At 43.0% G+C, this 26,325-nt stretch carries 20 protein-coding genes; 9 read left to right on the top strand and 11 right to left on the bottom strand.

All coding sequences use genetic code 11. The features are described 5' to 3' along the window. Positions 1-165: 165 nt before the first annotated feature. On the top strand, positions 166-918 hold the full coding sequence (locus AB6T38_RS18120; protein ID WP_372548643.1) for a sulfite exporter TauE/SafE family protein: 753 nt from the start codon (positions 166-168) through the stop codon (positions 916-918). Here the strand turns inward: AB6T38_RS18120 and AB6T38_RS18115 are convergent. Then, positions 892-1,893, bottom strand: a complete 1,002-nt coding sequence (locus tag AB6T38_RS18115) for a phosphotransferase (protein ID WP_372548642.1) — start codon at positions 1,891-1,893, stop codon at positions 892-894. The genes AB6T38_RS18120 and AB6T38_RS18115 overlap by 27 nt on opposite strands. 158 nt (positions 1,894-2,051) lie before the next feature. Between AB6T38_RS18115 and AB6T38_RS18110 the strand changes: the two genes are divergently transcribed. After that, entirely contained in the window at positions 2,052-4,079 is a 2,028-nt protein-coding gene (locus AB6T38_RS18110) for an FAD-dependent oxidoreductase (protein ID WP_372548641.1), read from the top strand. A gap of 828 nt (positions 4,080-4,907) precedes the next feature. Here AB6T38_RS18110 and AB6T38_RS18105 read toward each other — a convergent pair. From AB6T38_RS18105 to AB6T38_RS18095, 3 genes are read right to left on the bottom strand one after another with little or no spacing between them, the layout of a single operon-like run. After that, complete coding sequence (locus AB6T38_RS18105) at positions 4,908-5,804, bottom strand: histone deacetylase (protein WP_372548640.1); 897 nt, start codon at positions 5,802-5,804, stop codon at positions 4,908-4,910. Positions 5,805-5,841: 37 nt separating this feature from the next. Next, positions 5,842-6,501: a TVP38/TMEM64 family protein gene (locus tag AB6T38_RS18100; RefSeq protein WP_372548639.1), complete on the bottom strand. Its 660-nt coding sequence runs from the start codon at positions 6,499-6,501 to the stop codon at positions 5,842-5,844. 1 nt (position 6,502) lies between these two features. Beyond that, positions 6,503-7,276: a gamma-glutamyl-gamma-aminobutyrate hydrolase family protein gene (locus AB6T38_RS18095; RefSeq protein WP_372548638.1), complete on the bottom strand. Its 774-nt coding sequence runs from the start codon at positions 7,274-7,276 to the stop codon at positions 6,503-6,505. A 411-nt stretch (positions 7,277-7,687) separates the two neighbouring features. Between AB6T38_RS18095 and AB6T38_RS18090 the strand changes: the two genes are divergently transcribed. The 7 genes from AB6T38_RS18090 to AB6T38_RS18060 all read left to right on the top strand — a co-directional run bounded on the left by AB6T38_RS18090 (position 7,688) and on the right by AB6T38_RS18060 (position 19,748). Next, complete coding sequence (locus AB6T38_RS18090) at positions 7,688-9,061, top strand: M28 family peptidase (RefSeq protein WP_372548637.1); 1,374 nt, start codon at positions 7,688-7,690, stop codon at positions 9,059-9,061. Between the two features lie 322 nt (positions 9,062-9,383). Next, positions 9,384-10,412: a LacI family DNA-binding transcriptional regulator gene (locus AB6T38_RS18085; RefSeq protein ID WP_372548636.1), complete on the top strand. Its 1,029-nt coding sequence runs from the start codon at positions 9,384-9,386 to the stop codon at positions 10,410-10,412. A 73-nt stretch (positions 10,413-10,485) separates the two neighbouring features. After that, positions 10,486-11,640, top strand: coding sequence for an endo-1,4-beta-xylanase (locus tag AB6T38_RS18080; protein ID WP_372548635.1), 1,155 nt, complete (start codon positions 10,486-10,488; stop codon positions 11,638-11,640). Between the two features lie 17 nt (positions 11,641-11,657). Further along, positions 11,658-12,974 (top strand): glycoside-pentoside-hexuronide (GPH):cation symporter, encoded by a 1,317-nt coding sequence (locus tag AB6T38_RS18075; RefSeq protein WP_372548634.1) that lies wholly within the window; start codon positions 11,658-11,660, stop codon positions 12,972-12,974. A 2-nt stretch (positions 12,975-12,976) separates the two neighbouring features. Next, positions 12,977-14,620 (top strand): glycoside hydrolase family 43 protein, encoded by a 1,644-nt coding sequence (locus AB6T38_RS18070; RefSeq protein WP_372548633.1) that lies wholly within the window; start codon positions 12,977-12,979, stop codon positions 14,618-14,620. Positions 14,621-14,826: 206 nt separating this feature from the next. Continuing rightward, positions 14,827-18,009, top strand: a complete 3,183-nt coding sequence (locus AB6T38_RS18065; RefSeq protein WP_372548632.1) for a TonB-dependent receptor — start codon at positions 14,827-14,829, stop codon at positions 18,007-18,009. 215 nt (positions 18,010-18,224) lie between these two features. Beyond that, positions 18,225-19,748, top strand: a complete 1,524-nt coding sequence (locus tag AB6T38_RS18060; RefSeq protein ID WP_372548631.1) for a tryptophan halogenase family protein — start codon at positions 18,225-18,227, stop codon at positions 19,746-19,748. Positions 19,749-19,815: 67 nt separating this feature from the next. Here AB6T38_RS18060 and AB6T38_RS18055 read toward each other — a convergent pair whose 3' ends face one another. The 7 genes from AB6T38_RS18055 to AB6T38_RS18025 are packed head-to-tail and all read right to left on the bottom strand — an operon-like array spanning position 19,816 to position 26,315. After that, positions 19,816-20,355, bottom strand: coding sequence for a hypothetical protein (locus AB6T38_RS18055; protein ID WP_372548630.1), 540 nt, complete (start codon positions 20,353-20,355; stop codon positions 19,816-19,818). 51 nt (positions 20,356-20,406) lie between these two features. Continuing rightward, positions 20,407-21,213: a glutamate racemase gene (gene murI / locus AB6T38_RS18050; protein ID WP_372548629.1), complete on the bottom strand. Its 807-nt coding sequence runs from the start codon at positions 21,211-21,213 to the stop codon at positions 20,407-20,409. A gap of 28 nt (positions 21,214-21,241) precedes the next feature. Then, positions 21,242-22,018: a VacJ family lipoprotein gene (locus AB6T38_RS18045; protein WP_372548628.1), complete on the bottom strand. Its 777-nt coding sequence runs from the start codon at positions 22,016-22,018 to the stop codon at positions 21,242-21,244. Continuing rightward, positions 22,018-23,268: a c-type cytochrome biogenesis protein CcmI gene (gene ccmI, locus AB6T38_RS18040; RefSeq protein ID WP_372548627.1), complete on the bottom strand. Its 1,251-nt coding sequence runs from the start codon at positions 23,266-23,268 to the stop codon at positions 22,018-22,020. The genes AB6T38_RS18045 and ccmI overlap by 1 nt, the downstream gene beginning before the upstream one ends. Further along, positions 23,261-23,701: a cytochrome c-type biogenesis protein CcmH gene (locus AB6T38_RS18035; protein ID WP_372548626.1), complete on the bottom strand. Its 441-nt coding sequence runs from the start codon at positions 23,699-23,701 to the stop codon at positions 23,261-23,263. Before AB6T38_RS18035 ends, ccmI begins: the two co-directional genes overlap by 8 nt. Further along, positions 23,698-24,270: a DsbE family thiol:disulfide interchange protein gene (locus AB6T38_RS18030; protein ID WP_348491101.1), complete on the bottom strand. Its 573-nt coding sequence runs from the start codon at positions 24,268-24,270 to the stop codon at positions 23,698-23,700. Before AB6T38_RS18030 ends, AB6T38_RS18035 begins: the two co-directional genes overlap by 4 nt. Continuing rightward, a complete protein-coding gene (locus AB6T38_RS18025) occupies positions 24,267-26,315 on the bottom strand; it encodes a heme lyase CcmF/NrfE family subunit (protein WP_372548625.1) in 2,049 nt (682 codons plus the stop codon). The genes AB6T38_RS18030 and AB6T38_RS18025 overlap by 4 nt, the downstream gene beginning before the upstream one ends. Positions 26,316-26,325: the final 10 nt, after the last annotated feature.

Genomic DNA, 26,325 nt, shown 5'->3' with positions numbered 1-26,325 from the left:
AAAAACCCCAGTTGTTTAGCAAAAACCATTGGCAATTTGACGCCCACTCATTCAATCTAACTTATACTTCAATGTTAAACTAATTAATAACATCAGCACTTTAACAGCAAATTTGGATATTTATTTTGTTTTTAATAACGTCAAAATACAATTGCTCGCTATTCAATGTTTGAATTATTTTCCTATTCACTAAATTATGATCAACTCGGCCTGCTATTTTTAGTCGCGCTATTTATCGGCATGGCAAAAGCTGGTGTGCACGGAATCTCCCTGTTTGCGGTGCCCATTCTAGCGCTAATTTTCGGTGGTAAAGCCTCTTCGGGCTTAATGTTGCCGATGTTAATTATGGCCGATTTATTTGCCGTTAAATATTATCATCGTCACGCAAACTGGAGTTTTTTGATCAAGCTTTTTCCCTCAGCAGCCATAGGCGTACTCATTGCCACGTTAATCGGCAACAGCATTGACGACGGCGTGTTTAAACAAATTATGGGCTACATCATTATTGTTAGCTTGGCTATTATGTTGTGGATGGAAACAGCCAATAAAGAAAAAATACCTGACTATTTGTGGTTTGCAATTTTAATGGGCACCTTAGGTGGTATTACTACCATGATTGGCAATCTGGCAGGTTCAGTAATGGCCCTGTATTTATTGAGTATGCGCTTACCGAAAAACGAATATATTGGCACCGCCGCTTGGTTCTTTTTGATTATCAACCTGTTTAAAGTGCCCTTTCACATTTGGCCGTGGGAGACCATTAGCGTGAATTCTTTTGGGTTAAGTTTACTGGGCTTGCCCTTTATCGCGCTGGGTATTTATGTGGGAATTCAAATTGTTAAACGTGTACCAGATAAACAATATCGCTGGTTGGTTATTGCCATGACTGGCCTAGCTGCTGGATTTATGCTGCTCTAAATACAGTAACCCTTGTTCTGTTTGGTTTTGCATAAACTCATTACGTTTATAATGGTCAGCCGCCCAGCCACTTAAAAAGCGATCAAAGTCTGCCCACGCCAAGGGATATAAAGCTCTCCACTGAGCTTCCAATAATGCAATATCGCAATTTAGTTGATAGTGCGAAACAGCCGCTTTGAAATGGGTAAAGTACTCATTTAGTAAATTATCGGCATGGGTAAACAATCCCTCATCATAAAAGCAGCTACCTAAAAAGTAAGCTAAATCCTTAACTCCCACACCTCGACCAACGTATTGAAAATCTACTGCAGCTAAATCCTTTTTATCGGCAGCAAAACAGAAATTAGCCAACTTAGCATCACCATGTAAAAGGGTTTGGTAGCTCGCAGAGTTCAACTTTTCATCTAGAGCGGCTGCTGCGGATTTTAATCTTCCTTGCGGCATTTTTTGAAACTCATCTGGACGAGTCTTAAGGTGCCAATAGGTGCCTTCGGGCCAAAGTTCAGGAGTAGCCTGATTTATAAAACGAGCATGGAAATAAGCCAACCAGCGAACGCCAAGTCTGACTGCATCCAAGGGCGCATCATCACATCGATAGGTTAAACCACTGGCATCCAAATCTTCCATAATTAGCCAGCGTAGCTGTTGGTTTTGACCGGTGGCGATACACTTTGGAAGCCGACATTTGCTATCGGCCAAAGCACTGTATTTCTGATAAAAGACTTGCTCGTTTTGATAGGAGTCTAATTTGCGGGAATGGGATATAGAGGTATTCCACCCTCTAGGATGTTCAGAGTGAGTGTTAGGATCTACCACTTTAACCACAAAATACTGTTGTTTAGCAGGCACAAAATAACGAGCAATTTCCCCATAACCACTCCACAAAGTCTGAATCGACTCCACTTTGTGTACTTTTGGATCTTGAAAATAGGCTTTTAATATTTCCAGCAACGAAACTGGGTAACTTTGACTCATATAGGATTTAACACGTTAATTTGCGAACAAACATTGTAGCACTATCCTAACAGTTGCGGTTTTGCATAGTCGTGTTTGTTGTAAAGTTGCGCCTATGCATAGTTGCGTATTGTGCATATGCGTTCTAACCTTGGCGAATAATAATTAAGGATAAAGATATGACAACACCCTCGGCATTTCCACATTTATTAAGCCCTTTGGAGCTTGGTTTTACTACCTTGAAAAATCGCATCTTAATGGGCTCAATGCACCTCGGTCTGGAAGAAGAAAATGGCGGATTTGAAAAGCTCGCGGCATTTTACGCCAAACGCGCTGAGGGTGGTGTAGGATTAATAGTTACAGGGGGAGTAAGTCCTAACATCGCTGGCTGGTTGGCCCCTTTTGCAGGACGAATGAGCAGCCGTCGACACGCCAAAAAGCATAAAGTAGTCACCGATGCGGTGCACGCCCATGGCGGCAAGATTTGCATGCAAATATTGCATTCCGGCCGTTACGGTTATCACCCATTAAACGTTTCTGCGTCCTCGGTAAAAGCGCCGATTTCCCCCTTTAAACCCAGATCACTTTCAACCAAAGGTGTGTATAACACCATTAAAGATTACGCCAACAGTGCCAAATACGCCCAATTTGCGGGTTATGATGGTGTTGAAATTATGGGCTCAGAAGGCTATTTGATTAATCAGTTCTTTTGCCAACGAACAAATCAACGAGATGATGAATGGGGCGGCAGTTTAGAAAATAGAGCCCGTTTAGCCATAGAAACCGTCAAGCAGACGCGGCAAAAAGTGGGTGAAAACTTTATCATTATTTACCGATTATCAATGATAGATTTGGTTGAAGGAGGCGCCCCCTGGGAAGAGGTAGTGTACTTGGCAAAGGAAATTGAAAAAGCCGGTGCAACCATAATCAATACTGGTATTGGCTGGCATGAGGCTCGAATACCCACAATTTCCACTTCTGTCCCCAGAGCCGCATTCACTTGGGTGACTAAACGCTTAAAATCCGAGGTCGAGATCCCACTTATCACCACGAACCGCATTAACACCCCAGAAGTGGCAGAGTCAGTGTTAGCCCATGGTGATGCTGATATGGTATCCATGGCCAGACCATTTTTAGCCGACGCCGACTTTGTGGCCAAAGCGATGCGCAATGAATCTGATCAAATTAATACCTGTATTGCGTGTAATCAGGCTTGCTTAGATCATGCGTTTGCCCAAAAACGCGCAAGTTGCTTAGTTAATCCTCAGGCTTGTTATGAAACCGAGCTTATTTTCAAAAGGGTTGCAGAGCCTAAAAAACTTGCGGTCATAGGTGCAGGCCCAGCAGGTTTAGCTTTTGCTACTTATGCCGCAGAGCGCGGACATCAGGTGCATTTGTTTGAAAAATCCGCTGAAATAGGCGGCCAATTTAACTACGCAAAACAAATTCCCGGTAAAGAAGAGTTTTACGAAACCTTGCGTTATTACGGAAGAAGAATCGAGGTTTTAGGTGTGAACTTGCATCTAAACACCAATGCAGATGCCCAAATGTTAGCAGCACAAGGTTTTACTGAAGTCATCATGGCAACTGGCATCAAACCTCGGCAATTAACCATTCCTGGTATCGATCATCCTAGTGTGATGAGTTATTTAGATGTGTTGCGAGACCACAAACCTGTGGGCAAACGAGTGGCTATTGTAGGTGCGGGGGGCATTGGCTTCGATGTGGCTGAATACCTAGTGGAACACGAACATCTCACCACGGACTTAGATAAATGGTTAACCCACTGGGGCATTGATAAAAGTTATTCCAATCCGGGAGCACTCATGCCCCCGCAGATTACACCAACCGACAAAGAGGTCTACTTACTGCAACGCAAAGAGACTAAAGTGGGCGCAAATTTAGGTAAAACCACCGGCTGGATCCACCGCACGTCCCTAGCCCATCACAATGTGAACATGATCAACTCAGTAAGCTACGAAAAAATTAACGACCACGGCTTTCATATTAAGGTTGGCGATAAACCTAAACTTTTAGAAGTCGATAATATTATCATCTGCGCCGGTCAACTGCCCTTCCGTGAATTAGAAGAGAGTTTGGTCGCAGCGGGTATGACTGTCCATGTTATTGGTGGTGCTGATGTGGCCGCCGAACTTGATGCTAAACGAGCTATTAGACAAGGTGCAGAGTTAGCCGCATCAATCTAGCATAATCCTGCACACCCATGGGCTAAAGCCCATGCTACAAAAGGATAATTGAACCTCCCCATCCTGTAGGCGGGTGCTTTAGCCCCGCGGTTTATTCGCGATTATCATCGACGCGATTAATCCTGCACACCCATGGGCTAAAGCCCATGCTACAAAGGGATAATGAAACCTACCAACCCTGTAGGCGGGTGCTTTAGGCCCGCGGTTTATCCGCGATTATCATCGACGCGATTAATCCCACACACCCATGGGCTGAAGCCCATGCTACAAAGGGATAATGAAACCTCCCCATCCTGTAGGCGGGTGCTTTAGCCCCGCGGTTTATTCGCGAATTATCATGGACGCGTTTACCCCGCACACCCATGGGCTAAAGCCCATGCTACAAAGGGATAATTACCCCCCATCCTGTAGGCGGGTGCTTTAGCCCCGCGATTTATTCGCGATTATCATCGACGCGATTAATCCCACACACCCATGGGCTAAAGCCCATGCTACAACGGGATAATTGAACCTCCCAATCCTGTAGGCGGGTGCTTTAGCCCCGCGATTTATTCGCGATTATCATGAACGCGTTTACCCCGCACACCCATGGGCTGAAGCCCATGCTACAACGGGATAATTGAACCTCCCAATCCTGTAGGCGGGTGCTTTAGCCCCGCGGTTTATTCGCGATTATCATCGACGCGTTTACCCCGCACACCCATGGGCTAAAGCCCATGCTACAACGGGGTATTGAAACACCCCAATCCTGTAGGCGGGCACTTTAGGTCCGCAAATTATTCCTGCCATGGACTAAAGCCCAGGCTACAGGTTAATCCTAGATGGAAATTAATAAACTCCTGCGGCTTTGAACAACTGTAAATGCACTTTGACTAGGGCTTCGATATCTCGCTGATATCCACCGCCAATAACGGCTGCGACGGGAAGGCCTTTTTGTTCACATAAATCGAAGACTAATTTGTCTCTGGCGTATACGCCCTCGGTGCTAATGCTCAAATGTCCCAAGTCATCATCTTCATGGACATCCACCCCAGCATCATAAATAACGGCATCGGGTTGGAATATATTTACAGCTAGATTTAACGCTGAATCCACAGTCTCCAAATAGGCATCATCTGTGGTCCCTTTGGGTAATGGAAAGTCATAATCTGAGATTTGTTTTCGGTGAGGAAAGTTCTTTTCGCCATGAATCGAAACAGTTTTAACATTGGCGTTTCGTTCGGCCAATTTGGCAGTCCCATCACCTTGATGCACATCACAATCGAAGATCAAAATCCCATCGATATTGGGCTGTTTCAGCATATTTAAGGCGCTGAGATATAAGTCATTCACCATGCAAAAGCCCGAGCCAAAATTAGCAAAAGCATGATGGTAACCTCCGGTTAAATTGATAGCTTTACCGGTCTGTAAGGCAAGTTGACTGGTTAAAATCGTTCCTCCAACGGCGGTCAGGGTTCGTTCAATCAATTGTTCAGACCATGGGAAACCAATGCGACGCATGGCTTTAGGATCAAGGGTGCCGGTAGTCAACTGCTGAACATACAAGGGATTTAAAACCGACTTTAGGCTTTCGATATTAACCGCTTGGGGTTGATGAAAACTAGCTTCTGGCACCCCAAGCTGACGTAGTGCGGTATGAATAGCTTGGTACTTCTGAATCGGAAATCGGTGTCTCACCGGTAAATCTAGAATCGAATAAATAGGATGAAATACCAGTGGGATCATAGACTTCCAAAATAAAAATTAATCTAAATATTGAGCTTTACTGCTCGGTCTGCTTATTTACCATGACACGATAAACAATAAACAGAATAATTGCAGCCACCAATGAGGTAGCCGCTAACCCTGAAGGGTCTTTCATCATCTGTAGCGCACCTTCTCCAAAGAATACCGCACTCAGACCAAGGGGCATAATCCCCACGGTTGAACCAAATGCGTACTTCCAAAAATCAATACGTAAAGAACCACCGATAATACTGGTTACTGTAAATGGCGGCGTTGGCGCTAATCGTAATGCAAGGACTGCCCAAGCGCCTTTATCATCCATCTTATCTTTCACTTTGTCTAAACTATTACTCACTTTTTGCCCAAATACTTCCACGCCCATGAATTTGCCAACGCCATAACCACTAACACTTGCCAGTAAGAAGCCGGGAATACAAATTAATAGGCTAATCCAAATATTAAATACCAAGCCCACGGCAAATGCCATCAAAGGAATAGGCACCAATAAACTGCCACCTATAAAAAATACCCCTAAGAAAACTAACGCTGTGACAAAGTTTTGCGGAACACTGCTGGTTAGTTCAGTGATCTTATCTATGTTCAAATACTCCCCTAAAGGTGTCAAGAAATACGCCGCAACAACACCGGCCAAAATAGCTACGATTACCCCTAATTTAATCCCATTATGTTTTTTCATCTCACCCTTCCTTATTATTTTTACTATTTTTCGCCTGTTGTACTAACCATTGAAAAATACGTCTGTGGGTTTTCATATAAAACAAATACTCTGGATGCCACTGCACACCCAAGACGTTGTCACTGTCTTTGCTTTCAACAACCTGATTGATACCCGCTTTCTCCTTGCCAGTAACCTCTAATGAATCTGCCGGCTCCGCTATGGCTTGGGAGTGAATCGCATTTACGCGAATAGGATCATCACCCACAATGTCGTTAATCAGTGTGTTGTCTTTGGTGTAAATCACCTTTTTACGAGGGAATGGACTACGGATCCGCATTTTTTCCTGTAACAGTGGCAATGTAGATTGGTACATGCTGCCACCGAGTTCTGCATTAAGAAGTTGATGCCCGCGACAGATCCCTAATATAGGTTTATCGTGCTCCATCGCGTAGTCGATAAATTCTTGTTCCATGGCATCACGGGCTTTGTCGTATTCACCAGTTGAGAATCGACTTAGAAACTCCATGGGATACACCAATGCTTCTTTCATTTTTAACCACATGGAACGTTCGACTTTAGGTAATGCTTGTTTGGTGTAATTGTCTGGATGAATATCGGAACCGCCACCAATGATGACGCCATCAAAATCAATGTGACCAGTGAATTTGTCAGGCGTGACGCGTACTGGCACTCCCCCGGCTAAACGCACATTTAAGGCAGTAAATAGCCACGCAGTAAGACCAGAACTATTGGGCCCGGTAACTGCAATTTTCGGTTTGTTATTCACTGCCATATGTCCATCCATTGTCAAAATGCTATTCTGTTTAGTTCATAAAAGATTCTCTAATAGAGTTAAACAGCAAAGACCGAACCACTTTCGAACGCCACTGAAAAACCTTTAAGTTCATAATTAAAATCAGATACTTAACTAATACACTAGCGTGAACTTCAAAATCAAAAACGCTCTTTTATTATTGGCAACGTGAATTAATTTCAAACTTACGTGTATTTTTTCTATGCCTAGATTATGCAAACACTAAACACCAAGGCGGGCTTAATCACTCCCTTTGACACCATTAATTAAGCGGTTCAACGATAAAAGATTTCATTCAGAGCAGTTTATGGTTTAAATAGATAGAATTATCTCTACGGCTATGGGCGGTTGACGTTTGTGACCGTGCACATTACATAACAAGAGGTTGACATGACCCTTTCTAGATTAGTTTTCTGTTTAATTTTTTCGAGCCTACCGTGTGCATATGCCCAAGACAAAGTGGACTATCAAGATCAACAGAAATTACATGATATTGCGGCGCAAGTTTCGGCTGACAATATTGAAAACCATATAACTACATTAGTGAACTTTGGTACCCGCCACACCTTATCCGAGACCCAATCAGATACCCGAGGAATAGGCGCGGCAAGATGTTGGATAAAGGCAGAATTTGACAAGATTTCCGCCCAATGTGGGGGTTGTTTACAGGTTTATTTTCAATCAGGGACCATAAGCGGTGAAAAACGTATTCCTGATGCCACTGAGGTGGTAAGTGTCATTGCCATTCAACGCGGGCAAACAGATCCTGGGCGCTACGTGATCATGTCTGGCGACATAGATTCTAGAGTTTCGGATGTGATGGACTCAACCTCTGACTCCCCCGGTGCCAATGATAATGCCTCTGGTATCGCCGGTACCATAGAAGCAGCCCGAGTGTTATCCAAATATCAATTTAATAGCTCCATTGTTTATGCTGCGCTTGCGGGAGAAGAGCAAGGTTTATTTGGCGGCAAAATATTAGCCGAACATGCCAAACAAAGCGGGTGGCGGATAAAAGCGGTCCTAAACAACGACATGATCGGTAATATCGAAGGTATTAATGGTGTTATTGATAACACCAGCGCACGTATTTTTGCAGAAGGTACCCGTCAAACGGAAACCCAAGATGAAGCGCGAACGCGACGATTCACTGGTGGCGAAGTGGACTCACTAAGTCGTAATTTAGCTCGTTACATTGACTGGATGGCGGACCGTTATATTCCCAATTTAGATACCATGGTGATCTATCGCTTAGACCGTTTTGCCCGGGGCGGACACCATCGTCCATTTAATGATTTGGGCTATCCTGGTGTGCGTATTATGGAAACCAACGAGAATTACCACCGTCAACATCAAGATCTACGCACTGAAAATGGCATAACCTTTGGCGATACCATTGACGGCGTTAATTTTGCTTATGCTGCTAAATTAACCGCGTTAAATGCAGTGTCATTGGCAGGTATGGCATGGGCCCCCACTCCACCGACGAATGTAAAGATTAAAGGTGCGGTGCAACCTAGTACCACCTTGAGTTGGCAAATGGCTTTACCTGAACAGGCACCGGATTTAGCAGGTTATAAGATTTACTGGCGATACACGGATGCCTCTCAATGGCAGTTTAGTCGATACGTAGGCAAAGTGTCTGAATTTACATTGGAAAATGTGGTTATTGATAACTACTTTTTTGGTGTCAGCAGCGTCAACAAAGCAGGGTTTGAAAGCCCAGTTGTCTTCCCCGGTGCAGCTGGTGCTTTTGGTGAATAAAGGGATTAAACAAAGCTGAAACTCTATTCTATGGGGCAACAACGTTGCCATTCTCTGTAATAAAATATGATTATTTTTAGTTCATAAAAGACTCGCTAAAAGGGTTAACCTGTAAAACATAAATTAACCTCAAACTTGCGTGTATTTATTCTTTGCCTAGATTAAGCGCGCTAGTGCTGTTGGCGACTGATTTAAAATCACCTTGTTACAAAATATAACGAAAACACAAAGAAAATGTTAATTAACATTTAGGTTTATTCTTTGTGATGAAGTAGACTACATAAATTGGAAATTTTTCTGTTAACAAAACGGCTAGAAATACATGTCTAAGGTTAAGCTACAAGATATCGCTGATAAAGCTGGCGTCTCAATGATGACCGTCTCTAGGGTAATGAACAACGATCCTAAAGTAGGAGCAAAAACCCGAGAAAAAGTAAGTAAAATTGCCAAGGAAATGCAATATAAGCCCAATATAGCGGCGCGACATCTAGCCAGTTCTAAGTCCTTTTTTATTGGCTTAGTCTGTGATTATGCTAATTCATCATACGTTAACAAGTTTTTAGTTGGCGGGCTGCGGAAATGTCGAACTACCGGCTATCATATTATTTTGGATGAAACCACTGGTGATCGTGATAAAACCTTAGCAACAATAAAAGATCTAATTGAAGTCACTAAAGTAAATGGTGTGATTTTACTACCACCTGTCAGCAATATACCAGAGGTTGTCGACTTATTAGAAAGCGCGAATGTTGATTTTGTGCGTATCGCTCCTGACATCAATTTAACCGCGAGTCCTTACATTTGTATTGACGACTATCAAGCGGCATTTGATGTCACTGAACAGCTTATTCTAAATGGTCATTCTCGAATTGCACATATCATTGGAAGCCCAAATCAAGGCGCAAGTAGAATGCGTTATCAAGGGTATTTAGACGCGTTACGGTCAAATCAAAAAATGGTTCCTCCCGAGTACATTGAACAAGGAGATTTCACCTATAAATCAGGTCTAGATGCGGCCAAACGATTACTTGAATTACCCAACAAACCCGATGCAATATTTGCAGCAAATGATGAGATGGCTGCAGCCGTTGTTTCCGTTGCACACATGAAACATCTAGATGTACCAGAAGATGTTTCTATTGTCGGCTTTGATGACACTCAACTCGCCACCACCATATGGCCTAACCTATCTACGGTTACCCAACCCTTAGAAAAGATGGCCGAACTGGCCATCGATATCTTCACATCCCCTAAAAAAAATAAAACTTTTAAAGTTTCCAACATGCGTCATGTATTGGAATATAAAGTGCAGTTACGAGACTCAAGTAAAAACAATGTTAAAATAACGTAAAATTATAATTGACAAAACGAACTTGACAAAATATTGTTAGCGCTAACATTTTAGCGTCAATTTCCGGTGAGTGATGAAACATATTATAGCTACGACACTTTTAACCTTTGTACTCGGGTCTGTGTCTGGGTGTGCGAATACCAACTCCAGTACTAGGGACGCTAATCTGACAACAGGCTTTTCACTACACCAAGCATTTTCTTCTTATTTCAATGTTGGCGTAGCAATCAATACCCAGCAAGCAAACGGTAAGGATCGCCAATCAGTGGCAATTATTGATCAGCATTTCAACACCCTCACCGCTGAAAATGATATGAAATGGGAAAGCATTCAACCTAACTTGAATCAATTTACTTTCGACGCAGCAGACGCCCTTGTTGCCTATGCTAAAGCCAGTAAAAAAGACATCATTGGCCATACCTTAGTTTGGCATCAACAAACCCCAGATTGGGTGTTCGAAGACAAACTTGGCAACCCCATCAGTCGTGATGCTCTACTGTCGAGAATGAAAGCCCATATATTCGCCCTAGCAGGTCGCTATAAAAACGATATCAAAGGCTGGGACGTGGTGAACGAAGCGTTCAACGAAGACGGTTCTTTGCGGGACTCGAAATGGTCACGCATTATTGGTCCAGACTTCATCGAAAAAGCCTTCGAATATGCCCACCAAGCCGCGCCAAATGCGGAGCTTTACTACAACGATTACAACTTATTTAAAGCCGAAAAAATGGACAGTGTAATAGCATTGGCCAAACGCCTTAAAGCAAAAGGCATCCGAATTGACGGAATTGGCGAGCAAGGTCATTACGGAATAGAACCCCCTTTTGAACAGCTGGAAAGCAGTATTAAAAAAGTCGCTGAGATGGGTTTATCAATGATGATTACAGAACTAGATATTACTGTTCTTAAATTTCCCGACGAAAAAAATATGGGTGCAGATATTTCATTAAATTTTGCCCTTGAAGATGAATTCAACCCTTATGTGAATGGCATTTCAAAATCATCCAATCTTAAATTAGCTAATGCCTATAAGCACCTATTCGCTCTGTTTTTACGCTATCAAAAGCATATCGATAGAGTCACATTCTGGGGCGTTTCTGATAATGATACTTGGCGCAATAACTGGCCTATGCATGGGCGAACAGATTATCCGTTGCTGTTTAATCGAGACTATCAAGCTAAAGCTTTTGTAAAAGATTTAGTGGCCCTAGCTAATCAATATCGATAATTTAAGGTAAATATACGATGGAGAAGGTAAGCGTTACTGAAAAAATAGGCTATGGTCTGGGCGATGCAGCAAGTAACATTGTCTTCCAAGTAGTCATGGGATTTTTGCTGTATTTCTATACGGATGTATTTGGGATATCTGCGGCAGCAGTAGGTACTTTATTCTTAGTAGTTAGAATATTTGATGCATTTACAGATCCCGTTATGGGCGGAATTGCAGACAGAACCAATACAAGATGGGGCAAATATCGCCCCTATTTATTGTGGTTTGCTATTCCATATGGTTTGTTGGCAATTGTGGCTTTTACGACTCCTGATTTGGGTGATACCGGTAAGCTCATATACGCTTACATTAGCTATACGTTATTGATGACAGTTTACACTGCTATCAATATTCCTTATTCAGCTCTAGGTGGCGTCATGACGGCATCTCCAACCGAGCGAGCTTCCGTCCAATCCTATCGGTTTGCATTAGCCATGGTAGGTGGCGCAATTGTTACAGCCACTGTACTGCCCTTAGTTGAGTATTTTGGTCAAGGTAACGAGCAGTTTGGTTTTCAAATGGCAATGGTGACTTTATCCATTGTTGCGGTGCTATGTTTTGTCGGCTGCTTCTCTTTGACTAAAGAACGTGTCGAAATGCCCAAATCCCCAAGCAATCATATCCTTAAAGGCATTTGGTTAGACTTCGCCAAAATGCTGCAAAATGATCAATGGCGAATCATTGCCATTGTAAGTCTGTTGCTACTAATCAGTGTGGCAATGCGCGGCGCGACCACGCCGTTTTATGTGCAATATTATTTGCAACAAGAGTCACTTATTACACTATTCATGACTAGCGGCATGGTTGCAGGGATTGCCGGTGCTCTAAGTGCTAATTGGCTGGTAAAACGATTCTGTAAAGTCGCTCTTATGCGCACTTGCGCATTAGCCATAGTGATAGCCAATGGAGCTTTGTTTTTTGTCCCGCGGGATGGAATGGAGATCGCATTGGTATTTACAATATTAGCCAATTTCGTCCACATGATATTTACCCCGCTGTTATTTTCTGCAGTGCCCGACACCGTCGACTACGGAGCTAAAAAATTAGGGCAAAATGCAATGGCTATGGCGTTTTCGGGCCACCTGTTGATGATCAAATTAGGTATTGCGTTAGGCGGCGCATTTACAGGCTGGATACTCGCAACATCTGGCTATCAACCAAACATAGACCAAAGCGAATCAGCATTGAATGGCATCATCTTCTTGTATTCAGCAAGTTCCGTTATTGCCGGCATTGTGGTGTTTGCATGCATGAAATTTTACAAACTTACACGTGATTTTAAGGAAGCGTAAGAATGACGACCCCTACTCGACCAATGATACAAAACCCAATACTACCTGGTTTCAATCCAGATCCGAGTATTGTTGCAGTGGATGATGACTTTTACATCGCGACATCCACTTTTGAATGGTATCCGGGAGTACAAATACACCACTCAAAAGATCTCAAAAACTGGCGGTTAGTGAGCCGTCCGCTAAATCGAGAAGCATTATTGGATTTACGTGGAGAGCCAGATTCCTGCGGAGTGTGGGCTCCCTGTCTTAGCTATCACGACGGACTATTTTATTTAATTTATACAGACGTAAAACGCTTCAATGGTGACTTTAAAGACGCCCATAATTATCTAACCACCTGTGAAACCATAGATGGTGAATGGAGTGATCCTATTTACATGAATTCGAGCGGTTTCGATCCTTCTCTATTTCATGACGATGACGGCAAAAAGTGGTTCATTAATATGGTGTGGGATCACCGTCGTGAAAAAAATAGGTTCGGCGGCATTTTATTGCAGCAGTATTGTCCTGAAACCAAAAAGTTAGTGGGTGAAATCAAGAATATCTTTGCTGGTAGCAAACTGGCTTGCACAGAAGCCCCGCACTTGTTTAAACGAAACGGTTATTACTACTTATTAACCGCTGAAGGCGGAACCTTTTATACCCATGCAATGACCATGGCACGTTCAAAAAATATTGATGGGCCTTATGAGCTAGACCCCTATGGTTACTTATTAACAGCTAAAGATAATCAAGATTTGCCACTACAACGAACTGGACATGGTGACTTGTTTGAAACATCTAAGGGCGAAACTTACCTTGTGCATTTATGTGGCCGTCCCTTGCTAGGAGAACGTCGTTGCCCCTTGGGCCGTGAAACAGGACTGCAAAAAACCTATTGGACTGATGATAACTGGTTAAGGGTCGAAAATGCGGTTACCGATGGTTTACCTGAGTTGCAAGTTCCAGCGCCAAACCTCCCCGAACACCCTTGGCCTGCAGAGCAACACTCTCACAACTTTGACGCAGCAGAGTTACCAACAGAATTCCAATGGTTACGCACCCCTAATCCCGAACGTTTGTTCAGTTTAACTGCTCGTTCAGGTTATTTACGCTTGATTGGAAGAGAGTCCCTAGGTTCATTGTATGAACATGCTTTAGTGGCTCGTAGACAGGAGGCTTTCAAATATTCAGCACAAACTGCAATGGAATTCTACCCCACTAATTTTCAGCAAACAGCTGGACTGATTTGTTACTACAACAGCAATAAATTCCACTACTGCTATGTTTCCATTGACGATGAGGGTAACCGTTTTATCGATGTAATGAGTTGTTTAGGCAGTCAAGATTTGACCCTAACCTTTGGTCTTCGAGACGGACATATTGATGCATTTATAACCGATAAACGCTTTTTGCTACCTAAAGATGGGCTCGTATATTTACGAGCAGATGTCGACCACCACCTCCTCAATTTCTCCTTCTCAGTTGACGAAGTTCATTGGACAAAACTGCCAATTAACCTCGACTACAGCATTATTTCCGATGAAGCAGGTGGCGGCGACGGTGCGCATTTCACCGGTGGGTTTGTAGGCATGGCTTGTCAAGATGTGTCAGGCCAACAATGTCCTGCTGATTTTGATTACTTTAACTACAGCGAACAATAACTGAAAACAAACAGATTCTATGGGTAACGTCATTTTTAGATTAGGCGCTTCAAACCGTCTAGATTTATTCACTAACGTTAACCCGAAGGTAACATTTAGACCCTTTTTACTGCGGCATTTATTGGGCTGCTTACGGTAATAAAATTACCGATTAAATACAATAAAAACGAAAACCATAACTAGACATACAAACTTGGAGTTTAACCGTGAAGCATAAAAACCATTTAGCCGAACTAAAACATAAGAGTACCCCCAGATTTAATAAATCTATGATTGCACTAGCAATATTGGGGTTTAGTAGTCAAAACTTTGCACAAGAGACGCAGCCCAACACAGAAGAGGAGGACGCCATTGTTGAAATTATCAACGTTCGAGGCGTACGCTCTAGTGTTATTCAAGCACAAGAATTAAAACGAGAAGCTGATACGTTCGTAGACGCCATCACCGCATCAGATATTGGTGCACTTCCAGATCGCAGTGTACTTGAAGCAATGCAGCGCATACCCGGCATTTCAATCGAACGCTTTGCCGCAGCCAATGACCCTGATCATTTTGGTGTGGAAGGTAGTGGAGCTGTGATCCGAGGTATGTCGGCCACGCGCAGTGAGTTTAATGGGCGAGATTCTTTTACTGCCAACTCTGGTCGAGGCCTTAGTTTCCAAGATGTTCCCCCAGAATTAATGGGTTCAGTTCAAGTCTATAAAAACCAGAGCGCGGATCTAATTGAAGGTGGAATTGGCGGTACTGTCAGCCTGCATACTCGCCTGCCATTTGATTCAGAAGAACGTATTGTCGCAGTCTCTGCAGATCTTACCTACAGTGATTTAATAGAAGAAACCACACCTAGCGCCTCTGCCATGTTTAGTGACAGCTGGGAAACAGATGCTGGAAAATTCGGATTTCTCGTCAACGTCGCTTCATCTGAATTAGAAAGCCTTTCACACAGTTTGCAATCTGAAGTATTTTTAACTCGCGATGATTTAGTCGAAGGGCAAACAGTTCTGGCTCCTAATGGCGGAAACTTTGGAAAAAACAATATCAACCGTGAAAGACAAGGGCTTGCTCTAGCCGCTCAATGGGAAAGCCCGGATAGACGGACTCTTATAACCGGCCAATTTATGCGTTCCGACGCGACTTTAGCCTGGACAGAAAATACCTTTAGTTATCAAACTGACCAAAACAATGGTGCGGAAGCCGACGGCCTAAGACGCGACACTTATCCTCTAGACGGCACACCAGCCTATGAATTTGATGATAGTGGTACTTTCATTAATGGTACAATCACCGACCAACGTGATGGTGGTTGGCGTTCAAATGGGAATGATCAGCAACGTGTCCCCATTGCTGCCGATTGGGGAAATCCATCGGTACCACAATTTGGAAATACCTATCAAACGACAACTCGCACCAAAGAACAAAGAACCATTGTTGATGACTACGCGTTCAACGTGAAATTTAGACCTAATGATACCTGGTCCCATGAGTTTGACGCACAATATATCGATGCAACCACCAAAGATGACGACGTCACGCTCTTTCTAGGAACACAAGCCAATATGAGCTTGAACTTAAAGGGCGATGTACCCCGAATTGAACTTCTGGAACCTTGGAATGGCCATCCTGGCGGAAATGGAAGGGAAAGTAACCCTGCATTTTTCCAAACAAAATCTTCATATTATTGGCGCTCGGCTATGGATCATTACGAACGCAGTGAAGGTGATTCTTTAGCCTTTCGATATGATACCAAGTATATCTTCGATAACGGCTTTTTCTCCTCGGTTAAAGCGGGGGTTCGTTACGCACAGCGAGAACAAACCGTGCGCTTTTCGGCCTATAATTGGCAATCACTGGGAGCAATATTTAGTAATGACACAGATGGTGATGGGTATGCTGCGGCTTGGCTAGACTTGCCTTCCAGTGCCAGTTTGATTGACGAAGTACAGCAAGTTAGTTGGGACAATCATCACCGTGGCGACAATGTCATAGTGCCTGGAGGCACAACCCTGCACCCGTCAATAGCGTTAGTCCAAGACTATGCGAATTGGGGAAGTAGGCTTGCGGATATTGCTTCTGATTGGGAGCCTTTATCTGAACGACAAATACAAAACGGTGTTGATGCCGATGGCAACCCCACATATGAACAATTAGACGGTCCATTTAGACCAGCTGAGTCGAACACTTTTGTGGAAACAAATAAAGCGGCATATGTTCGATTTGATTTTGAATATGATGAGCTTAAGTTCCCATTTACGGGTAACTTTGGTATTCGTTACATTGAAGTAAAACGGGAAACCGATGGCGCCGTAACCTTTCCTAATCTAATTCCCAATGATCCAACGGATACTTCCGACCGCTTGAATTATTTACCGGCTGATGATCGTGCCTTTGGTAACTATGGTACATCGATACTTAACGATGTCTACAGAGATGACTTTATCCTGCCTAGCTTTAACATAAAGGTAGAGCTAGATGACGATTTAATTGCTCGTTTTGCTGTATCTAAAGCAATTGCTTATCCAGACACTGGTAACTTGAAAAACTACGTGAATATTGAGGATGGTATTTTTGTTACTGACCGGACAGAACCTGCAGAACCAGGTGGTGAAGCAACCATTAACGGTGCCGATGTAACCACTTGGGAAGGTAACTCTGGAAATCCGTATTTAGCGCCAATGGAGTCGATTCAGTATGACTTCTCTTTGGAGTGGTATTTCAGCCCCTCAAACTCACTAACCACAACGGTATTCTACAAAGATTTGAGTAACTTCTTTGTGACAGGTGCTGTAGATGAGCAGTACACCAACAATGGTGTTACCAATTCAGTGAGAGTACAAAAGCCTCTGAATACCGATGAAGGTACAATGCAAGGGATTGAATTTGCCTACTCACAATTTTTCGATTTCTTACCCGCCCCTTTTGATGGTTTAGGCGTACAGGCTAACTACACTTATATTGAAGCTGAAGGGGTGCCTAATAGTAATACGTATGAGACTGAACCTGACGGCAAACCTAAAGATGGCCCTGCAGAAGCCGCATTTGAGTCACTGCCCCTCGAAGGTCAATCGAAACACACTGCCAATTTAGTGTTAACCTATGAAAAGAATGACTTGTCGGCTCGCTTGGCTTATAACTGGCGTTCTGAATACTTGTTAACCGCTAGAGACGTTATTGCCCCCTATAGACCCATTTATAATGAAAGTGCAGGCTTCCTTGATGGTTCTATTTTTTACAACGCAACTGACAATATTAAAGTGGGTATTCAAGCAGTGAACTTATTAGATACCGTCACAAAAACAACCATGCAGATTGACGATGCAGGTACTCGAACCGGACGTTCTTGGTTTGTAAATGATAGACGATTCTCTTTTGTAGTTAGAGCCAACTTCTAACTTGCTAAAGAAAATTGCAAAAATATATGCGCCTCACACAAGAGGCGCATATATTTAAAATTAACGCTATAGGTCAGATTAAAGCACGCACGTTGCTAACATTGCCTACTCAGGTAGAATAGTTGCAACTTTGAAATACATTCCTTAGAGCAACGTTAAATAACAGATCTACCGAACCCGAGTAGTTGCGTGTATTTATAAAATAGGAAAAGCATATGAGCGAGCACCTAATTAAAAATATTGTCATCGTCGGTGGAGGCACTTCAGGTTGGATGACTGCGGCAGCCTTAGGCACCTTGCTGCGTCAAGATGGCATGAATATTCGCTTAATAGAGTCCAGTGATATTTCTAATGTCGGTGTCGGAGAGGCAACTATTCCACAAATTAAACTATTCAATGATTTGCTTGGATTAGACGAAGATGATTTCGTTAGAAAAACCCAAGCAACCTTCAAACATGGTATTGAGTTTGTTAATTGGAAGAAATTAGATCATAGCTACATGCATCCATTTGGCACTATAGGGCTGAATTTTGAAGGGGTCGAGTTTCATCAATTTTGGTTAAAGATGTCAAAACTCGGCAAAGCTGGTGATTTACAAGATTACTCGTTTAACAGCGTTGCCGCGAAATCGGGCAAAATGATGCGCTCTATCAACACCCCTAACTCGCCATTAAACAATATCGCATATGCCTTTCATTTTGATGCAAACTTATACGTAAAATATTTACGTGAAATTGCTGAAAAACACGGTGTAAAACGCACTGATGCCAAGGTAACGGACGTGAATTTGCGTAACAGTGATGGCTTTATAGAAAGCCTAGTATTAGATAATGGTGAAGTAGTCGAAGGTGAGTTATTTATTGATTGTAGTGGTTTTCGAGGCATACTAATTGAACAAGCACTGCATACTGGCTATGAAGATTGGAGTCATTGGTTGCCCTGTGACCGTGCAGTTGCGGTACAAAGTAAAACCACGGAAGCACCAGTACCATATACCCGTTCTACCGCACAAAAAGCCGGTTGGCAATGGCGTATTCCCCTGCAACATCGCGTTGGTAATGGACATGTCTATTCATCTAAATTTATGAGCGATGAAGAAGCCGAAAAAATACTGCTAGAAGGAATAGAAGGAGAGCCATTAACCGCTCCTCGTATAATTCGATTTAAAACCGGCATGCGAAAAAAATTCTGGAACAAAAACTGTGTAGCAATAGGTTTGGCTGGCGGTTTTATTGAGCCTTTAGAATCAACCGCTATCCATTTGGTACAAAGCGGCATTTCTCGGCTGATGAGTTTATTCCCATCAAAACAATTTTTTCAAACCGACATTGATACCTATAACCAACAAGCGGCTTTGGAAATAGAACGTATTCGCGACTTTATTATTTTACATTACAAAGTCACTGAAAGAGACGACACGCCGTTTTGGGATTACGTACGCAATATGGAAATTCCCGAATACCTACAACGGAAAATAGATTTATTTAAAGCAAATGGACGCATATTCCGCGAGGACGAAGAATTGTTTAATCAAACAAGCTGGTTAAGTGTAATGGTTGGACAAGGTATGATGCCCGAAGGTTATCATCCAATGGTTGACGTACTCAGCAAAGAACAAATCCACAAACGAATGGAAAACGTCAAAAGTGTTATCGAACAATCGGTAGATTATATGCCTAGCCAAGCGCAATTTATTGCTAAACACTGCTCCGCTAATCCCGTAAACGACAACAATTAAATCGACTGAAGCTTGCCTCTGCTTGAAGCTATAAATTAGATGGTGTTGTTGAACTAACTTAGTGATTCTACTCCATGGGGCAAGTGTGATTACTTGCTCCTAAATTACATAAAAAAGTGTCATCAATTTGCTCTTTCCAATACAAAAACTGCGGCTCTTGTGCATCAAATGCCCAGACCTTTTGGATATGGTAAAAGCTTTCTTGCCCTTGCATCATTAAATGAATCATCCGGGCGACAACTTTGCCATTCATTTCACAGCGAGTTTGCCAGTATTCATATGCTACATTCTGTATTTTAGGGTGTTGCATATCGATGGATTGAAATGCTTGGCAGTGTGATTTGCCTGGCGCATCGAGTTCAGTGCGTTTTTGTTGCAGATTTTCTTGGTGTTGAGCATAAATACTTACGGCAAAGGTATCGGCCCAACGTTGTCCTTTTTTTTGCCACATGTTAGAACGATAAGTGTCGTCTTGTTTTTGAAATAATTGCCAAGACTTGAGTACTTGAATTGAGGGGATGACCAAGTTTTCGCCTTGGTATGGAGTGTTCTGACTGGCGCAGGCCGACAGCAAATAACTAAAAATAACCGCAAATATCACGCGCATATTGACCTACCGAACCGAGGAAACATGGTTACTATATCCCAACAACCCAAGCTAGTGTGGAAATTCATGAGCCTGTTGAATTTCATTGGGCCATAACAGCTTAGATACAGCCAAAAAGTCTGGATTACAGCGACTGGAAAATAACATGGTTTGCCCTTGTTGTTGGCTGCTGTTTAACATTTCATTACGAGTTAACACTGCCAAGGTTTGGCGAGCGATGGCTTCACTGGTATTCACTAGCTGTGCATTTTCACCAGCAATACCGCGAATTTGCCGACTCAAAAAACCGTAATGAGTACAACCTAAGACGATTTGATCGGCGCCTTGGGTGATTAGAGGCAACACATATTGTTTAATTAACATTTGGGTTGCGGACGAATCAAACTCCCCTGCTTCAATCTTTTCCACTAGACCATGACAGGCTTGAGACAGAACCGTATTTTGCGTTTTCAACCTTGCCACTAATTGCTGATATTGCTGGCTTTTAATGGTGTTATGGGTGGCTAACACGCCAATAGTGCCTGTTTGACTGACATTCAGAGCGGGTTTAATACCAGGTTCAACGCCAACAAATTCAATGGGGTAAAGTGCACGCAATTTGGCGATACAGGTTAAGGTTGCGGTGTTACACGCCACAACTATCAGTTTCACCTCTTGGGCCATTAAAAACTCAACAATGGTCTGGCAGCGCTGTAAAACCACCTGTTCAGGCTTACCGCCATAGGGGGCATTCGCACTATCGGCAACGTAAATGATATTTTCATGGGGTAATATTTGGCGAATTGCTGCAGCGATGGATAAACCACCGACACCTGAATCAAACACGCCAATAGCAGCATGACTTGCACACGTTAGCAAGGGTAGCCCTCTCGATAAACAGACGACCCTAAAGGTCGTCTAAAAAGTCTTCAAAGTTTTCGCTTTCTTCTTCCGGATCAGTATTCAAATCAGATTGCGGTACCTCTCCGTCAGTGACACGAAACTCGAGGTTTTGGAAGTAAGCATTTTTCACGAAGGCATAGGGATCCAGTGATTGATCGAGTTGCCCTTCTTGCTCCATCAATTGAGCACGAGCTTCAAGCACTTTAATGCCAGTTCGCACCGCCGCTACGTAAAATGACAGATCTTGCAGCGGAAAATAGGATGAATCCACAAAGTCACCGGTCAAAGAACGAAGATCAGTAGGGCCGTAAGCCGGCAACATCAGGTAGGTACCGGTACCAACCCCATACTTACCTAGCACTTCACCAAACTCTTCTTCTTGCCTTTCTAAGCCAATTTCCTTAGCCACATCAAATATGCCTAGAATACCCACAGTTGAATTGAGCACAAATCGTCCTAAACTCGCTAAACTTCCGCCAACTTTACCTTGCAGTAAGTTATTCACCGAGTTCGAAGGTTCTTCTAAATTTAACGCGGCGTTGTGCAAACCTTGTCGGGCAGGTTGCGGGACATAATCAACGTAAACCACGGCTGTGGGTCGCAAAATATAGGCATCAAGTACGTCGTAGTTGAAATCCCACATGGCACGGTTAAAGCCCTCTACTGAATCACGGGGATCGTTGTATTCAACGTTTTGAACTTGTCCATTAACAGCTTGCTGAGAAGCACAGCCGCCAAGCACAAATGCTACAATTAATAGCAAGTAATTTTTTACTTTCATTACATCACTTCCTTATCGATAACTATTGACTGAGTAATTTGATTACCTGCTTGCAGTGTCACTGTCACTTCGCCTTGCAATTCGCCTTTAGCTTGGGCCACATTTTCATCCAAGGAAATCCGTGCCACCAACCTTGCACTTTCTAACTGAGATAATTTAAAACTCGGTAGCATGGCATTATCATCAGACAATTTTACCTGTAGCGGTAAGTCAGACAATCGATTTTTGACCACCGCAGCAGGCATTCTTACCGAGCCATTGGCATCTTGTGCAAACACAAAGATAAACGCATCTTCTGGTATTTTAGCCGCAAGTTCGTCAGATATTGACACAGTAATTAATACCGAGGTATCAGCGTCTGTAACCTCGATAGGTTCATCAACTTGAGGTGCAACGGCCCCAGGACTAAGTTGTTCAATACGCTTGTCCACCTCAGCGATCATTGCATCATCAGCGGGTAAAATTAACTTCAATTGTTGCCAGCTACTCAGTGCTTGTTGTGTATCCCCCAACTGAGTGGATGCCACCGCCAGTATGCCGATAGCATTCATATCTTGCGGGTTATTCTGAACCATTGTTTTTAACAATCGTTGTGCTTTGCGAATATAATTCTCTTCACCTGTCATAACCAAAGTTTGTGTATAACTAGATAACACGCCACTGTGTTCTGGTGCTAACAAATACGCTTTTTCAAAGGCTTGTAAAGCTGACTCAAGGCGATTTAACGAGGCATGTAGTCTGCCTAGTAACAACCAGCCAATATAATCATCAGGTGCGCCAACAAGTTTGCTACGCATTGCCAAACTGAAATCATTTAACTCATCTAGGGTGACACTGGAGTCCCCTTCAATAACGATCCGTTTAGCCAATTCAGAAGACTGCTGTTTAACCCCTTCCCAATGTTGTAAATCCGCCACTTCGTTGCTTTTGTAATACAAAATGGCACACAACACCACGCTAACGCTGATACCTAAAAACAATGGCCAAGAAGCGGATTGTTGTTGTTCTGTATTGGCAACAGTTTCATCCACTAAGGCTAGTTTTAGTTCTTTAATTGCAATGTCTTTATCATCAGAAGAGATTAAGCCTTCATCCACTTCACGACTTAGCTCTTGCATCCGCTGTTTAATAATTTGGGTGTTGGTCAACACATCTTGGTTATGTCGATTGCGTTTAAGTAACCAAGGAACAACTAAAATTCCCACAGCAATGGCCGACAACATGGCAAAACCCAGCCAATAACTAGTCATTTTCTTTCTCCAATAACGAATCTGCCTTTGCTAGCACATCTTCATCAAAATCATTCACTTGTTTTTTACGTTGAGTAAAAACCAACCAAGCCGCTCCGATGACAAAAATAACCGGCAGCAACCATAACCAAATGGTCAATGGTGTTACTGGCGGCTGATAGGATACAAAATCACCATAACGAGACTTCATGAAGTCAACGATTTCTTCTCTACTTTTGCCTTCGTTCAACAATTCGTAAACTTTGCGGCGCAAATCATGGGCAATCATGGCATCAGAATCAGCAATATTTTGATTCTGGCATTGAGGACAACGCAGTTCTTCGGTCAAATCCAAAAACATTTTTTGTTTTACCGGATCATCGAAGGTGTAGGCTTCTTCCAACGCCCAAAGTGGGCTAGTAAACAACACGAATAACAGGATTAGTTTTTTCATTGGGCTATTAACTCGTTGTATAAAGGTGCAATTTTAGTTCGCCAAACCCGAGTGTTAATATCACCAATATGATGCATTCTAATCACACCCTGCTTATCAATTAGGAAGGTTTCTGGGGCACCAGTAACCCCTAGGTCCAAGGAATAATCTCGTTTAACATCGAACACATTAAACTCATACGGGTTGCCCAGTTGCGCCAACTTAGCAGCCACTTCTTTTTGAATGGTGGGAATACTTTTAATCCCAAAATCTGGGTCGGTATCTTGGTCGTAATACAAACCAATAATACGCACCCCCTGTTGACTCAATTCAGTTAAATAAGGCAGTTCAACAGCACAGGTCACGCACCACACGCCCCACACGTTCATCAAGGTCACTTGGCCAGCAAATATGGATGGATCGTAGATGACATCCGGCTGCATCAGATCAGGCAAAGCAAAGTTAGGTGCGGGTTTGTTTAATACCGTAGAATCTAGTTGCCTAGGATCGCCATACAAACCTTTGTATAAAAAAACCGATAACAACACAAATAAGGTTATTGGTATTAAAAATAAAGAGGCTTTTTTCATGCTTGTCCTTGTGCTTTGGTTGCTAACACGTCAGAGCTAGTTGCCGTATCAGTTTGCTCGCCACTTAGGCGTCGCTTAACTTTGGCCACTTTAGCCATGCGATAACGTTTATCGGATATCGACAACAATCCACCTAACGCCATGATAATAGAACCGGCCCATATCCAATTTACGAATGGTTTGACATAAATTCTCACCGCCCATGCACCGTCATTTAGCTGTTCACCTAATGCCATGAATAAATCTCTGGAAATACCACTATCAATTCCAGCTTCGGTCATACTCGAACGCTGCACAGGATAAAACCGTTTTTCAGCTTCAAGATGAGTGATTTTTTCAGTTAACGTCGTATCCGTATACACATCGACGATCCCCACATGACCATAATAGTTCGGGCCCGTTAACTCTCTGACGCCGTTAAACTGGAAAACGTATCCACTAATTTCGACCACATCTCCAGTGCGCATGCGCACATCTTTTTCCTGATCGTAATTACTCACAAGGGTAATACCGATCAAAGTTACCGCAAACCCTAAATGTCCCAATACCATTCCCCAATGACTTGGTGTTAAACGACGTAGTCGTTGCCAAGTTGTTGAAGAGCTAGTTTTGTTATTTTCCTTTGCCACTCTCTGCATGATTTCTTGCAGGGTTGAAACCAAAATCCACACACTTAAAATTGCTCCCAAAGTCGCCATATAGGTCATTTGGTTGTAACTAGCTTGAATAAGAAGGGCGGCACAAACACTAATGACAAAGCCAATTAACATTTGTTTTTGAATCGCTTTAGCTGACTGCTTTTTCCAGCGAGACAATGGCCCCATTGCAAGCAGTAGCACAAAGGGCACAATCAAATAAGTGAACATTTGGTTAAAAAATGGCGCGCCAATTGAGATAGAACCTAAGCCAATTTCTTTATGCACCAAAGGTAATAATGTGCCCATTAACACCACGATAGTAGCGGCGGTTAATAACAAGTTATTGCCAATTAGCATCACTTCACGGGAAAACCATTCGTAGCGCCCCACACTTTTTAGTTGAGGTGCGCGGATGGCATACAAAACTAATGAACCACCAACTACCACACCTAAAATGGCCAGAATGAACAAACCTCGAGTGGGATCACTGGCAAATGAATGCACGGAAACCAGCACACCAGAGCGCACTAAGAAGGTACCTAATAAACTCAAAGAGAATGCAGATATGGCCAGAAGCACTGTCCAAGATTTAAATATTTTACGTTTTTCAGTTACCGCTAGACTATGTACCAGCGCGGTTCCCACTAACCAAGGCATAAGGGCTGCATTTTCAACTGGATCCCAGAACCACCAGCCACCCCAACCTAATTCATAATAAGCCCACCACGAGCCCAAAGATAGGCCCAGAGTTAAGAAGCACCATGCGGCTAGGGTCCAAGGGCGGGACCAGCGGGCCCAAGTAGAATCAAGCTGACCAGAGAGAAGCGCCGATATAGCGAAAGCAAAAGCAACGGCAAACCCTACATACCCCATATACAACATAGGAGGATGAATAATCATGCCAAAATCTTGCAACAAGGGATTAAGATCTCGCCCGTCGACAGGATAAAAAGGTAAAAGACTCTCAAATGGGTTAGAAGCAAGTAATAAATATAAATAGAAGCCAATTGCCACCATTCCCAAAATTGACAGCACTCTGGCAACCATGGCTTGAGGAATTCCTCGACTTAATACTGCAACGCCAACAGTCCAAATTGAAAAGATCAAAATCCACAATAAAAATGAACCTTCGTGGCCGCCCCATACTGCGGTAATCTTGTAATACCAAGGCAACAAGCTATTTGAGTGGTTGGCCACATAAGCAACACTAAAATCATCCGTATAGAACGCGTTTACCAGAGCGCCAAATGAAATGGCAGTAAACAAAAACATACCTATGGCTAATGGCTTGGCAAGGGCCATATATTGGACTTGGTTTTTGTACGCACCCCACATTGGATAAACAGACAATAGCATTGACATAAGTAAGGCCAATACCAGCGAAAAGTGTCCTAATTCTGCAAACATGTTTCTATTA

Origin of the sequence: Aliiglaciecola sp. SL4 (assembly GCF_041538045.1) — a bacterium.
In the GTDB taxonomy this organism is placed as follows: domain Bacteria; phylum Pseudomonadota; class Gammaproteobacteria; order Enterobacterales; family Alteromonadaceae; genus Aliiglaciecola.
This window is presented reverse-complemented; position numbering and strand designations above follow the sequence as displayed.